General features: G+C 67.3%; 11 protein-coding genes and 1 tRNA gene. 7 read left to right on the forward strand and 5 right to left on the reverse strand.

The annotated features are described in order from the left end of the window. Nucleotides 1-245: 245 nt before the first annotated feature. Nucleotides 246-321 (reverse strand) — tRNA-Lys (locus Q3A80_RS21695). A gap of 189 nt (nt 322-510) precedes the next feature. Here Q3A80_RS21695 and Q3A80_RS21700 point away from each other — a divergent pair. Both Q3A80_RS21700 and Q3A80_RS21705 read left to right on the forward strand, forming a co-directional pair. Continuing rightward, nucleotides 511-915 carry a PaaI family thioesterase gene (locus Q3A80_RS21700; RefSeq protein WP_011886440.1) on the forward strand — a complete coding sequence of 135 codons (405 nt, stop codon included), beginning with the start codon at nt 511-513 and terminating at the stop codon, nt 913-915. Between the two features lie 8 nt (nt 916-923). Continuing rightward, nucleotides 924-1,790: a patatin-like phospholipase family protein gene (locus Q3A80_RS21705; protein WP_446330937.1), complete on the forward strand. Its 867-nt coding sequence runs from the start codon at nt 924-926 to the stop codon at nt 1,788-1,790. A 62-nt stretch (nt 1,791-1,852) separates the two neighbouring features. On the opposite strand, the gene Q3A80_RS21710 is transcribed toward Q3A80_RS21705, so the two are convergent. Then, nucleotides 1,853-2,866, reverse strand: a complete 1,014-nt coding sequence (locus Q3A80_RS21710) for a D-2-hydroxyacid dehydrogenase family protein (RefSeq protein ID WP_446330938.1) — start codon at nt 2,864-2,866, stop codon at nt 1,853-1,855. A 429-nt stretch (nt 2,867-3,295) separates the two neighbouring features. Here Q3A80_RS21710 and Q3A80_RS21715 point away from each other — a divergent pair, with 429 nt between their 5' ends. Next, nucleotides 3,296-4,345, forward strand: a complete 1,050-nt coding sequence (locus Q3A80_RS21715) for a LysR family transcriptional regulator (RefSeq protein ID WP_446330939.1) — start codon at nt 3,296-3,298, stop codon at nt 4,343-4,345. Between the two features lie 127 nt (nt 4,346-4,472). Here Q3A80_RS21715 and Q3A80_RS21720 read toward each other — a convergent pair whose 3' ends face one another. From Q3A80_RS21720 to dprA, 3 genes are all read right to left on the reverse strand, one after another. After that, nucleotides 4,473-7,070, reverse strand: coding sequence for a DNA topoisomerase III (locus tag Q3A80_RS21720; protein ID WP_446330940.1), 2,598 nt, complete (start codon nt 7,068-7,070; stop codon nt 4,473-4,475). 191 nt (nt 7,071-7,261) lie between these two features. Further along, nucleotides 7,262-7,642, reverse strand: a complete 381-nt coding sequence (locus Q3A80_RS21725) for a thioredoxin family protein (RefSeq protein WP_446330941.1) — start codon at nt 7,640-7,642, stop codon at nt 7,262-7,264. A 36-nt stretch (nt 7,643-7,678) separates the two neighbouring features. Further along, nucleotides 7,679-9,115 (reverse strand): DNA-processing protein DprA, encoded by a 1,437-nt coding sequence (gene dprA, locus Q3A80_RS21730; RefSeq protein WP_446330942.1) that lies wholly within the window; start codon nt 9,113-9,115, stop codon nt 7,679-7,681. 71 nt (nt 9,116-9,186) lie between these two features. Between dprA and def the strand changes: the two genes are divergently transcribed. From def to htpX, 4 genes are all read left to right on the forward strand, one after another. Then, the gene (gene def, locus Q3A80_RS21735) at nt 9,187-9,690 is read left to right on the forward strand and encodes a peptide deformylase (protein ID WP_040142555.1); all 504 of its coding nucleotides are present in this window, start codon (nt 9,187-9,189) and stop codon (nt 9,688-9,690) included. Nucleotides 9,691-9,722: 32 nt separating this feature from the next. After that, the gene (fmt, locus tag Q3A80_RS21740) at nt 9,723-10,715 is read left to right on the forward strand and encodes a methionyl-tRNA formyltransferase (RefSeq protein ID WP_446330943.1); all 993 of its coding nucleotides are present in this window, start codon (nt 9,723-9,725) and stop codon (nt 10,713-10,715) included. Between the two features lie 110 nt (nt 10,716-10,825). Beyond that, nucleotides 10,826-11,467 (forward strand): LysE family translocator, encoded by a 642-nt coding sequence (locus Q3A80_RS21745; RefSeq protein WP_446330944.1) that lies wholly within the window; start codon nt 10,826-10,828, stop codon nt 11,465-11,467. Between the two features lie 98 nt (nt 11,468-11,565). Beyond that, entirely contained in the window at nt 11,566-12,423 is an 858-nt protein-coding gene (gene htpX / locus Q3A80_RS21750; protein WP_006485774.1) for a zinc metalloprotease HtpX, read from the forward strand. The last annotated feature ends 95 nt before the right edge of the window (nt 12,424-12,518 follow it).

The following is a 12,518-nucleotide window of genomic DNA, read 5'->3' on the forward strand; positions in this document are numbered from 1 at the left end:
CATGCCCTCTGAATGGTCGCGTCTCGCTCACATGATTCCATGTCTGACGTCCCATGCTCTCTCAGTGCCGGCCCGCGATACGCGACGATCGCGGTGCCGGTCGTGTGATATTTGTCGGAGGATTCTAGCGGAAAGTGTACGCGCGAGGCATCTATGTGATCGCCTGCGGTGATGCGGGGAGGGCCGGGCTGCGCCGGAAATGGAAAAAGGCCGGTCAGCTTGCGCTGACCGGCCTTTGGAATTCCTGGTGGGGCGTGAGTGACTCGAACACTCGACCTACGGATTAAGAGTCCGCTGCTCTACCAACTGAGCTAACGCCCCCAACAGAAGAAAGATTATGCATGGGTATTTCGGTCTTGGCAAGGCCTTTCTCGAAATTTCCGAAAAATATTTCGTCACGACAACGGCGGCTGTCGGCGTGGTAACGAGCCATCGCAGTTGGCCCGCTCCCGGTATGATGACGTCCACCTGTTGCGCGGCGGTCGCGCAACGCTTTCTGGGCATTCGAAGATGGACGAAAACGCAGTCCGCGAATTGCTGGATCGCCTGCTGGCCCCGTGGGTCCGCTCGCTGGGTCTGGTCCCCGTATCGATCGGCGACGACAGCGTCACGATGCGCCTGCCGTTTTCCGGCGAATTCCGTCATTCGGGCGGCATCATCTGCGGCCAGGTGTTCACGGCCGCCGCCGACACCGCGATGGTGGTCGCGATCTCGGCCGCGCTCGGCGAGTTCCGGCCGATGACGACCGTGTCGCTGAACACCAACTTCATGCGGCCGGTGCGCAAGGGCGACGTGCTCGTCACCGCGCGCGTGCTGCGGATGGGCCGCAACCTGGTGTTCGGCGAAGTCGAGCTGTTCGACGAGGACGGCAAGATGGCCGTGCACGCGACGTCGACCTACGCGCTCGTCAGCTGAGCGGCGCGATGTTCGACCAGATCGTGTTCGCGGGCGGCGGCAATCGCTGCTGGTGGCAGGCCGGCTTCTGGGACGTCGCACAGCCGGCGCTCGGCTTGCGCCCGCGCGTGATCGCCGGCATCTCGGCCGGCGCGGCGACCGCGTGCATGCTGTACACGCGCGACGCCGCGTGGGTGATGCGCTATTACGAGGAAGCGCTGCGCCACAACCGCAAGAACGCGTACTGGGGCAACCTGTTCGGGCGCGAGCCGGTGTTTCCGCATTACCGGATCTACCGTCAGGCGCTGCTCGACATCTACGGCGAGCCGTTTGCGCGTCTCGCGGATGCGCCCGAGATCCGGATCGGCGTATCGCACGTGCCGCGCTGGCTCGGCGCGCGTAGCGCGGTCGCCGCGGGCCTCGTCGCGTACAACATCGAAAAATACCTGCGCAAGACGCTGCACCCGACGCTCGGGCGCACGCTCGGCTTTCGCCCGGAGTTCGTGCGCGCGCAGGCCTGCGCGAGCGTCGACGAACTCGCCGACCTGATCCTGCAGTCGTCGTGCACGCCGCCGTTCACGCCGGTGCTGCGGCGCGGCGGCCGGCCGGTGCTCGACGGCGGGATGGTCGACAACGTACCGGTCGGCGCACTCGATCCGTCGCCGGGCGACGTGCTGGTGCTCGTCACGCGGCTGTATCCGCGTCCGCAGATGTTCACGGTCGCGCACGGCGACCAGCGGCGGCTCTACGTACAGCCTTCGAGCAAGGTGCCGATTTCGAGCTGGGATTACACGAGTCCGTCGCAGATGCGGCACGCGTACGACCTCGGACGGCGCGACGGCGAGCATTTCCTCACGCGCGTCGACGCGATGACGGGCGGCCGCGCGGCCGCCTGAAGAAGGGCGCGGGGAAGCAGGCAGCGCGGCCGCGCGGCGCGCGCGGCCGGAGCCCGCGGCGGTCAGCGCACGCGGCGCGGCGTCAGCGCTTCCGGATTGACGACGCTCGACAGGTCGCCCTGGTCGAACGCGAGGATGTTCCTGAACGCCGCGCTGAAATAGAGCTCGTAGCTTTCGCGCTCGACGTAGCCGATGTGCGGCGTGCAGATCACGTTTTCCATCCGCAGCAGGCTGTAGCCCTGCAGGATCGGTTCGCTCTCGAACACGTCGATCGCGACCATCCCCGGACGGTTGTGCGACAGCGCGTTGACGAGCGCGTTTTCCTCAAGCAGCTCCGCGCGGCTCGTGTTGACGAGCAGCGACGTCGGCTTCATCCGCATCAGGTCTTCCTGCTTGACGATCCCGCGCGTGTCGTCGTGCAGGCGCAGGTGCAGCGACAGCACGTCGCTCTGCTCGAACAGCGCCTCGCGGCTGTCGGCGGCCGTGTAGCCGTCCGCGCGCGCGGCCTCGAGCGAATGCTCGCGGCCCCAGATCATCACGTTCATCCCGAACGCCTTGCCGTAGCCGGCGACCAGCCGGCCGATCTTCCCGTAGCCCCAGATGCCGAGCGTCTGGCCGCGCAGCACCTGGCCGAGGCCGAAGTTCGGCGGCAGCGCCGACGTCTTCAGGCCCGACTGCTGCCACGCGCCTTGCTTCAGGTTCGCGACGTATTGCGGGATGCGGCGCTGCGCGGCCATCACGAGCGCCCACGTCAGTTCGGCCGGCGCGACCGGCGAGCCCGTGCCTTCGAGCACCGCGATGCCGCGGTCGGTACAGGCGTCGAGGTCGATGTGGCTCGAGATGCGGCCTGTCTGGCTGATCATGCGCAGGTTCGGCAGCTTCGCGAGCAGTTGCGACGAAATCGGCGTGCGCTCGCGGATCAGCACGAGCGCCTCGACTTCCGCCAGACGGCTCGCGAGTTGCCCCAGGCCGCGCACCGTGTTGTTGAAGACCTTCACGTCGTGCTCGGCGAGCATCTCGAAGCAGTTCAGCTTGCGGACGGCGTCCTGGTAGTCGTCGAGAATGGCAATTTTCATGGTCAGCGGGAGTCGCGCGTTGAAAGCGGCCGTAGCGGCGGCAGCGCACGTTGCGCACCCGTCCGGCCCGGCCGGGGCCGACATGATGCTACGCCGGCGGCCTTCATGGTGTCTTTTTAACAGGTTGTTACGCTCCGCCGCAATCGGCGCCGGCCTCACAGGGCGGCCCTCCGCTGCCGCGCGCCGGGGTGCGCTGCTGTGTCGCATCAAACACGTCCTTCCTGATTCGGCCGCTTACCGGACGAGGTTCACCCAATTGTTGCTCCAATCAGAATAATTGGATCATCCATTCGCAATCGATGAGGATTTTTGACTATTTTTATCGCGAACCGGCGTGTTGTTGAGCAACTCTGCATCATTTCCGCTGTCGTAGGAGAATTACGCATTTGCTTCAACTTTTTGAAGTTGTAACAGCGGCAGGAGTCGTTTATGGATCATTTGCAGTCGATGCGCGTGTTCGTCAAGGTTGCGGATCTCGGCAGTTTCGCGCGGGCCGCGAGTGCAATGGATATCTCCAACGCGGTCGCGACGCGTCACGTCGCCGATCTGGAAGGCCGGCTCGGCACGCGGTTGCTGAACCGCACCACGCGCAGCCTTTCGCTGACGGAGTCGGGCCAGGTCTATCTGGAGCGGGCGCGCCAGATTCTCGACGAGCTCGAGGATGTCGAACAGATGGTCGTCGCGCGCAATCACGAGCCGGTCGGCACGTTGCGCATCGTCGCGCCGGTCGTGTTCGGCCTGCACAACCTTGCTCCCGTCCTGCAGTCGTACACGGAGAATTTCCCGAAAGTGGTGCCGGATCTGACGCTGGTCGACCGTCAGGTCGATCTGGTCGAGGAAGGTTTCGACGTCGGGATCGTCGTCACGCGCCAGATGCGCAGCGCGAGCATCGTCACGCGGCGGCTGACCACGGGCTGCATGACCGTGTGCGCGACGCCGAGCTACCTGGAAAAGCACGGTGTGCCGACCCATCCGGAACAGCTCGCCGAGCACCCGGCGCTGAGCCTGCCGACCGAGTACTGGGGCGACGAGCGCGTGTTCACCGGCCCGGACGGCGAAGTGCGCGTGCGGCCGACCAACGTGATCGTCGCGAACAACACCGCGATGCTGCGCCAGTTCGCGCTGCTCGGGATGGGCGTCGCGATCCTGCCGAGCTACCTGATCGGCAGCGACATCGCGCGCGGCGCGCTGGTGCGGCTGCTGCCGGATTTCCGGCTGCCGCAGGTCGAGATCAACATTGCTTACCCGAGCCGGCGCCACCTGCCCGCGAAGGTGCGTACGTTCATCGACCATCTCGTCGAATACTTCAGCCGCTCGACCGACGCGATGATGGGCGAACAGTGGGCCGCGCAGGGCGCGGCGCCTGCGCCGATCGGCGTCGAGATGCGAGCGGATCCGGCCGAATCGACGGACCCGAACCTGCAGCCGCGTCTCGCGCGTGCGCCGCGCGCGCGGGTCGCGGTGCCGTCGCCGCTGTAACGGCGCGGCGGCCGCGCGCCGACATGGCGCGGCACCAATAAAAAACGCGGATCGAGCGATCGATCCGCGTTTTTTTTCGCCGGGCGGCCGGCATGCGACGCGCCGGGGAAGCCCGGCGGCCGCGTCGTTACGAGCCCGTCTTGCGCGCCGTCGTCTTCCGGGCGGCAGTCTTGCGCGCCGGTGCCGGTTTCTCTTCGGCGCCTTCCGTCACGGTTTCGGCGTCCTTCGTCGCCGATTTTGCCGTCTTCTTTGCGGCGGCGGCTTTCGGTTCCTTCTTTTCGAACTCGAAACCGATCTTGCCGTCCGGCTGCTTCACCAGGAACGCCTTGAAGTTGCGGCCGGTGCGCGACGACTTGAAGTTCGGCAGCAGATCCGTGCGGCCGTCGGCCAGCAGCTTCGCCATCTGTTCGCGCGTGATTTCCTGCTGCAGGATCACCTTGCCCGAACGGAAGTCGCAGGTCTTCGGATTCGCGACCGAGTGCTCGCACACGTAGCTCATCCCGTGCTCGAACACGCGGCCCTTGCACTTCGGGCACGCGCCGACCGGTTCCTGCGCGGAGAAGTCGGGCGCTTCGCCTTCCTCGCCGCCCTGGTCCTGGCCGAAGTCGAACTCGAGCTTGTAGTTCTTCGTTTCGTCGTCGAACGACAGCTTCAGGATCGCCGAGAACGGGCGCCCCATCTTGCTGCGGAAACCGGACAGCGGACCGATCGTCTTCTCGCGCAGCAGTTCCTCGACTTCCGCGATCTCGAACTGCCGGCTGCCCGGAATCTTCGAGATCGAGAACTCGCATTTCGTGCACGCGAAGCGGCGGTAGTTTTCCTTCACCTGGCCGCCGCAGTTCGGGCAGGGTGTCTCGAGCGTCGCGTAATCGCCGGGGATCGTGTCGGAATCGTATTCCTTCGCGCGCTTGACGATCTGCTGCGTCATGCGGGCGATTTCCTGCATGAAGGCGTCGCGGCCGAGGTTGCCGCGCTCCATCTGCGACAGCTTGTATTCCCATTCGCCGGTGAGCTCGGGCGCGGTCAGTTCCTTCACGCCGAGCCCGCGCAGCAGCGTCATCAGCTGGAATGCCTTCGCGGTCGGAATCAGCTCGCGGCCTTCGCGCACGAGGTATTTCTCGCCGAGCAGCCCTTCGATGATCGCCGCGCGCGTCGCCGGCGTGCCGAGGCCCTTCGCGGCCATCGCTTCGCGCAGTTCGTCGTCCTCGACCAGCTTGCCCGCGCCTTCCATCGCGGACAGCAGCGTCGCTTCCGAGTAGCGTGCGGGCGGTTTCGTCACGAGTGCGACGGCGGCGATCTCGTCCGTCTTTACCTTCTCGTCCTTCTGCACCGGCACGAGGTTCGCGTCGGCGCCTTCGGCGTCGCGGCCGTACACCTGCAGCCAGCCCGGCTCGACCAGCACCTTGCCTTCGGTCTTGAAGTGATGGCCGGCGACTTCGGTGATCCGCGTCGTGACGCGGAATTCGGCCGCCGGGAAGAACACCGCGAGGAAGCGCTTCACGACCATGTCGTACAGCTTCTGCTCCGGCTCGGACAGCGACTTCGGCGCCTGCAGCGTCGGGATGATGGCAAAGTGGTCGCTGATCTTCGAGTTGTCGAAGATCCGCTTGTTCGGCTTCACCCAGCCCTTGTCGAGCACCTGCTTCGCATGCGGCAGGTAGTTGTGGCTCTCCTTGAGCATCTCGAGCGTCGACTGCACCGTCGAAAGATAGTCTTCCGGCAGCGCGCGCGCGTCGGTACGCGGGTAGGTCAGCACCTTGTGCTTTTCATACAGCGCCTGCGCGAGACCGAGCGTGTTCTTCGCGGAGAAGCCGAAACGGCTGTTCGCCTCGCGCTGCAGGCTCGTCAGGTCGAACAGCAGCGGCGACAGCTGGGTCGACGGCTTCGATTCCTCGGACACCGTGCCGACCTGGTCGCGGCACGCGGCGACGATCGTTTCGGCGGCCGGCAGGCTCCACAGGCGGGAGTCGCGCTTTTCCGGATCGAATTCGTCGCGCTTGAATTTCGGGTCGAACCACTTGCCTTCGTAGAAGCCGCCTGCACACGCGAACTCGGCCTTCACTTCCCAGTAGTCGCGCGGCACGAAACGGCGGATTTTCTCTTCGCGTTCGACGACGATCGACAGCGTTGGCGTCTGAACGCGGCCGACGGTCGTCAGGAAGAAGCCGCCGCCCTTGCTGTTGAACGCAGTCATTGCGCGCGTGCCGTTGATCCCGACGAGCCAGTCGGCTTCCGACCGGCAGCGGGCGGCGTCGGCGAGCGGCTGCATGTCGGTGTCGCTGCGCAGGTGCGCGAAACCGTCGCGAATCGCCTGCGGCGTCATCGACTGGAGCCACAGGCGCTGGACCGGCTGCTTCGCCTTCGCGTGCTGCACGATCAGGCGGAAAATCAGCTCGCCCTCGCGCCCCGCGTCGCATGCGTTGATCAGGCGATCGACGTCCTTGCGCTTCATCAGCTTGGTGAGGACCTTCAGGCGCGATTCGCTTTTTGCGATCGGGTTCAGGTCGAAATGCGGGGGAATGACGGGCAGATGAGCGAAGCTCCATTTCCCGCGCTTGACCTCGTACTCTTCCGGGGCGGCGATTTCCAGCAGGTGGCCGACCGCGGACGACAGGACGAATTCGTCGCTCTCGAAGTATTCGTCATGCTTGGTAAAGCCGCCCAAAGCGCGCGCGATGTCGTTCGCGACAGAAGGCTTTTCCGCAATGATCAGTGCTTTGGACATGACAGATGTGTGTTGGTAGACCGGGTTCGCCGGTGTGGGTCCCTTTTACGACGGCTTTATAGCACACGCGGCGGCGACGGCGGCTCGGCGTGTAAAAAGCGGCTCATCATAGAGGGGGGGCGCAACGGCGGCAAGCGCCCGGCGCGGCGGCACGCGCAACGGCGTGCGGCACCGGCCGGCCGGCGCGTGATTCACGCCTCGACGTTCAGGATGTTGCGCAATTTCGGTGCGTGCGGTGCGCCGGGTACCGCGCTCAGGTCGGCGAGCATCCGTTCGACGATCGCCGCGTGCGGCAGCACCGTGCCGAAGAAGCGCGCGGTGTTCGCGTCCTCGATCAGGATGGTCGGGAAGTTCTCGACGTCGAGGTCGTCGAGCCGGTCGGCGTGGGTTTCGATGTCGATCCACGCGAAGCAGGCGCCGGGATGGGCGTCGGCGAGCTGGTCGAAGGCCGCGCGGTAGTCGCGGCAGGTGCCGCACCAGTCGGCGCACAGGCAGGCGACCAGCAGCGTGTCGGGATCGGCGAGGCGCTCGGCGATCCGATCGGCATCGGTGTCGAGATTCAGCGCGGGCATGGAATTCCTTGGATATCGTCGGCGGCACAGCCGCTCCTATGCGGGGGAATGTAGCACGCCGGACGGGGCCGGGGTGGGCGCCGCGTCGAGCCGCGCGAAGCGTCCGCCGGGCACGCTCGCGACGCGGCCGGCGAGTTCGAGCGCGAGCAGCGCGCCGTGCAGTACCTCGTCGGACAGGCCGCTGTGCTCGGCCAGCCACTCGTATGTGACGGGGCCATATCCCAGTGCGGCCAGTACGGATCGCTCGGCCGGATCGTCGGGCGGCGGGGCCGCGATCACGCCGGCTGCGGCGCATGGTGCCGCGCCAGCTGTTGCCGCGACGGGCTCGCCCGACTGTTCGCCGGTCGGGGCGACGGCGTCTTCGTCAGCGGGGCGCGAAGCCGAATGCGCCGTGGCGCTGCTCGCTCCGCCCGTCCGGTCGCCCGGCCCGTATTCCTCGAGCACGTCGAGCGGTGTCGCGGTGAGCTTCGCGCCGTCGCGAATCAGCGCATGGCATCCCTGCGCGAGCGGCGCATGGATCGAACCGGGCATCGCGAACACGTCGCGGCCGAGCTCGTTCGCGAGCCGCGCGGTGATCAGCGAGCCGGAGCGCGGCGCGGCTTCGACGACGAGCGCGCCGAGTGCCAGCGCGGCGATCAGCCGGTTGCGCTGCGGAAAATGCGACGCGCGCGCCGGCGTGCCGAGCGGCCATTCCGACACGATCGCGCCGCGCGCGGCGATTGCGTGGGCCAGCGCGCGGTGCCGCGCCGGATAGACGAGATCGGCGCCCGTCGCGATGACGGCGATGGTGCCGGCGCGGCCGTCGAGCCCGCCGCGATGCGCGGCGCCGTCGATACCGAGCGCGAGACCGGAGACGATCGCGAACCCCGCATCGGACAGCGCGTGCGCGAAGCGCGTGGCGTCGGCGAGCCCTTGCGGTGTCGCATGCCGGCTGCCGACCACGGCAATGCCGCGCGCGTGCAGCAGGTCGAGCCGACCCTTTACATATAGCAGCGGCGGCGGATCGTGCAGATCGTGCAAGCGCGGCGGATACGCGGGATCGCCGAGCGTGACGAGCGCATTGCCCGGCAACTCGAGCCACGCGAGCGCGGCATGCGTGCGCGCGTCGAGGTCGTCCCGCTCGCTCGCGCGCACTGCGCGCGCGGCGGCCACGCCGGTTGCGGCCGCGATCGCCTCGTCCGGCGCGCGCAGCAGCGCCTCCGGCGAGCCGAACGCATCGAGCAGCGCGCGCAGCACGGCGGGCGCGAGGCCCGGCGCGTGCGCGAGCTGCAGCCACGCGCGCAGCGCGGAGGAGGTCAGCGCTTGCGGCGACATGAGGCTGCCCTCGAATGCGACCGCCAGCGGAGCGCGTGGCGCCATGATAAAATTTTCATCATCCGAAATACTCGACAGGGCCGCGCGCACAGGCGTCCGGCCAATTGCAGGAGGCATGACCTGCGGCATTGATATGCCGCGCGTCCGCCTCATCTTCATTGCATCCCGGCAGTGGCGCCAGCCGGCCGGATGGCCGATGCGGCACGCCGCTCCACCGAATACCGAACACCATGGCTTTGCTGAACATTCTTCATTACCCCGACAAGCGGCTGCACAAGGTCGCCAAGCCCGTCGACAAGGTCGACGACCGGATCCGCAAGCTCGTCGCCGACATGGCCGAAACCATGTACGCGGCGCCGGGCATCGGCCTCGCGGCGACGCAGGTCGACGTGCACGAGCGCGTGATCGTGATCGACGTCTCCGAAGAGAAGAACGAGCTGCGCGCGTTCATCAACCCGGAGATCATCTGGTCGAGCGACGCGAAGCAGGTCTACGAGGAAGGCTGCCTGTCGGTGCCGGGGATCTACGACGAAGTCGAGCGCCCGGATCACGTGCGCGTGCGCGCGCTGAACGAGCACGGCGAAACCTTCGAGCTCGACTGCGAAGGTCTCCTTGCCGTATGCGTGCAGCACGAAATGGATCACCTGATGGGGCGCGTGTTCGTCGAATACCTGTCGCCGCTGAAGCAGACGCGCATCAAGACGAAGATGAAGAAACTCGAACGCGCGATGTGACGCGCGTTCGCCCAGCCCTCCCGAACGCTGTCATGACCCATACGTTGCGCGTGATTTTTGCCGGCACGCCGGAATTCGCCGCGGCTGCACTCGCCGCGATCCACGAGGCCGGTTTTCCGGTGCCGCTCGTGCTCACCCAGCCCGACCGGCCCGCCGGGCGCGGGATGAAACTGCAGGCGAGCGCGGTGAAACGCTACGCCGTCGAGCACGGGATGCCCGTCGCGCAGCCGCCGTCGCTGCGCCGCGCGGGCAAGTACCCGCAAGAGGCGGCCGACGCGATCGAGCTGCTGCGCACGACCCCGCACGACGTGATGGTGGTCGCCGCGTACGGCCTGCTGCTGCCGCAGGAAGTACTCGACATTCCGCGCGCCGGCTGCATCAACATCCACGCGTCGCTGCTGCCGCGCTGGCGCGGCGCCGCGCCGATCCACCGCGCGATCGAGGCCGGCGACGCCGAGACGGGCATCACGCTGATGCAGATGGACGCCGGCCTCGACACCGGCGCGATGATCGACGAAGCGCGCGTCGCGATCGCGCCCGACGATACGACGGCGACGCTGCACGACCGGCTCGCCGCCGACGGCGCGCGGCTGATCGTCGACGCGCTCGTGCGGCTCGAGCGCGACGGCACGTTGCCCGCCACCCCGCAGCCGGCCGACGGCGTGACCTATGCGGAAAAGATCGGCAAGCACGAAGCGGCGCTCGACTGGCGCAAGCCGGCCGACGTGCTCGCGCGCCAGGTGCGTGCATTCGACCCGTTCCCGGGCGGCGTCGCGATGCTCGACGGCGCGGCGATCAAGCTGTGGGCGGCCGAGCCGGTGGCGGCGCGCGGCTCGACTGCCGACATGGCGCCCGGCACGATCGTCGAAGCCGCGCCGGAGGGCGTGGTCGTCGCATGCGGCAGCGGCGCGCTGCGCGTCACGCAGCTGCAGAAGCCGGGCGGCAAGCGGCTGCCCGCGCGCGAATTCCTGGCCGGCTCGCCGCTCGCCGCGGGCCAGCGCTTCGCGATGCCCGACGCGGGCTGAGCGTCATTCGACACGGCATCGCGGCTGCGCGCAATCGGCCGGATGGCCGAGTCGCGCGCTGCCGCAGGCGCGCGTAGAATTTCCCTGCGCTTTCCGGTTTCGAGGTTCTCATGCTTGGCATCACCCATTTCGGCTTCTTCGTGCTCGCGGTTTTCCTGCTGAACGTCACGCCCGGCCCCGACACCGCATACATCGTCGGCCGCAGCGTCGCGCAGGGCCGCGGCGCGGGGCTGATGTCGGCGCTCGGCATCTCGGCCGGCTGCTGCGTGCACGCGCTCGCATGCGCATTCGGGCTGACCGCGCTGCTCGCCGCGTCGGCGGCCGCGTTCACGGCGATCAAGCTGGTCGGTGCCGCGTACCTGATCTATCTCGGCGTGCGCATGATCGTCGCGAAGCAGGCCGGCGCGCCTGCGGGTGCGCAGGCGGGGCCGGCCGCGGCCGCGAAGCCGCTGCGCCAGTTATTCATGCAGGGATTCTGGACCAACGTGCTGAACCCGAAGGTCGTGCTGTTCTTCGTGTCATTCTTCCCGCAGTTCGTATCGGCCGACAGTCCGCACAAGGCGCTGGCGTTCCTGGCGCTCGGTTCGGTGTTCGTCGTGATGAGCACCATCTGGACCTGTATCGTCGCGTGGGTTGCGGGCAGCGTCACGCAACGCTTTTCCGGCAAGCCGGGCGTCAAGAAGTGGCTCGACCGCACGGTCGGCAGCGCGTTCGTCGGCCTCGGGCTGCGGCTCGCGGCCGCGCAACGCTGAAATTGAATTTTTCCGGCAAGACCTTATCTAACAAATCGCTTACAATTTTCCGCTGCGCCTGTGATGTGCGGCGGTCCCCTGACGGATAAGGAGTGGGTATGTTCAATTGGGTCAAAACGGCGATGCTGATGGCCGCGATCACGGCACTGTTCATCGTGATCGGCGGCATGATCGGCGGCTCGCGCGGCATGACGATCGCGCTGCTGTTCGCGCTCGGCATGAATTTCTTCTCTTACTGGTTCTCCGACAAGATGGTGCTGCGCATGTACAACGCGCAGGAAGTCGACGAGAACACGGCGCCGCAGTTCTACCGGATGGTGCGTGAGCTCGCCACGCGCGCGAACCTGCCGATGCCGCGCGTGTACCTGATCAACGAGGATGCGCCGAACGCGTTCGCGACGGGCCGCAACCCCGAGCACGCGGCGGTCGCGGCGACGACGGGCATCCTGCGCGTGCTGTCCGAGCGCGAGATGCGCGGCGTGATGGCGCACGAACTCGCGCACGTGAAGCACCGCGACATCCTGATCTCGACGATCACCGCGACGATGGCCGGCGCGATTTCGGCGCTGGCCAACTTCGCGATGTTCTTCGGCGGCCGCGACGAAAACGGGCGCCCGGCCAACCCGATCGCGGGCATTGCGGTCGCGCTGCTCGCGCCGATCGCAGGTGCGTTGATCCAGATGGCGATCTCGCGGGCGCGCGAATTCGAGGCCGACCGCGGCGGCGCGCAGATCTCCGGCGATCCGCAGTCGCTCGCCACCGCGCTCGACAAGATCCATCGTTACGCGGCCGGTATTCCGTTCCAGGCGGCCGAAGCGCATCCGGCCACCGCGCAGATGATGATCATGAACCCGCTGCACGGCGGCGGGCTGCAGAACCTGTTCTCCACGCACCCGGCCACCGAGGAGCGCATCGCGCGCCTGATGGAGATGGCGCGCACCGGCCGCTTCGACTAGGCCGCGCCGCGCTCCGCACGCCACCCCGCACGCCTCGCGCTGCGGGGTGTTTCATTTGCGTGTCTCGTAAAGGGGCCGCATTGGCCTCACGCTAC

Source organism: Burkholderia sp. SR8 (assembly GCF_052851275.1).

What these genes read in the sequence shown, in the direction of transcription:
- Q3A80_RS21700 (WP_011886440.1), top strand. Translation starts at nt 511, where the DNA reads ATGGACGAAAACGCAGTCCGCGAATTGCTGGATCGCCTGCTGGCCCCG.
- Q3A80_RS21705 (WP_446330937.1), top strand. Translation starts at nt 924, where the DNA reads ATGTTCGACCAGATCGTGTTCGCGGGCGGCGGCAATCGCTGCTGGTGG.
- Q3A80_RS21710 (WP_446330938.1), bottom strand. Translation starts at nt 2,866, where the DNA reads ATGAAAATTGCCATTCTCGACGACTACCAGGACGCCGTCCGCAAGCTG.
- Q3A80_RS21715 (WP_446330939.1), top strand. Translation starts at nt 3,296, where the DNA reads ATGGATCATTTGCAGTCGATGCGCGTGTTCGTCAAGGTTGCGGATCTC.
- Q3A80_RS21720 (WP_446330940.1), bottom strand. Translation starts at nt 7,070, where the DNA reads ATGTCCAAAGCACTGATCATTGCGGAAAAGCCTTCTGTCGCGAACGAC.
- Q3A80_RS21725 (WP_446330941.1), bottom strand. Translation starts at nt 7,642, where the DNA reads ATGCCCGCGCTGAATCTCGACACCGATGCCGATCGGATCGCCGAGCGC.
- dprA (WP_446330942.1), bottom strand. Translation starts at nt 9,115, where the DNA reads ATGAAGATGAGGCGGACGCGCGGCATATCAATGCCGCAGGTCATGCCT.
- def (WP_040142555.1), top strand. Translation starts at nt 9,187, where the DNA reads ATGGCTTTGCTGAACATTCTTCATTACCCCGACAAGCGGCTGCACAAG.
- fmt (WP_446330943.1), top strand. Translation starts at nt 9,723, where the DNA reads ATGACCCATACGTTGCGCGTGATTTTTGCCGGCACGCCGGAATTCGCC.
- Q3A80_RS21745 (WP_446330944.1), top strand. Translation starts at nt 10,826, where the DNA reads ATGCTTGGCATCACCCATTTCGGCTTCTTCGTGCTCGCGGTTTTCCTG.
- htpX (WP_006485774.1), top strand. Translation starts at nt 11,566, where the DNA reads ATGTTCAATTGGGTCAAAACGGCGATGCTGATGGCCGCGATCACGGCA.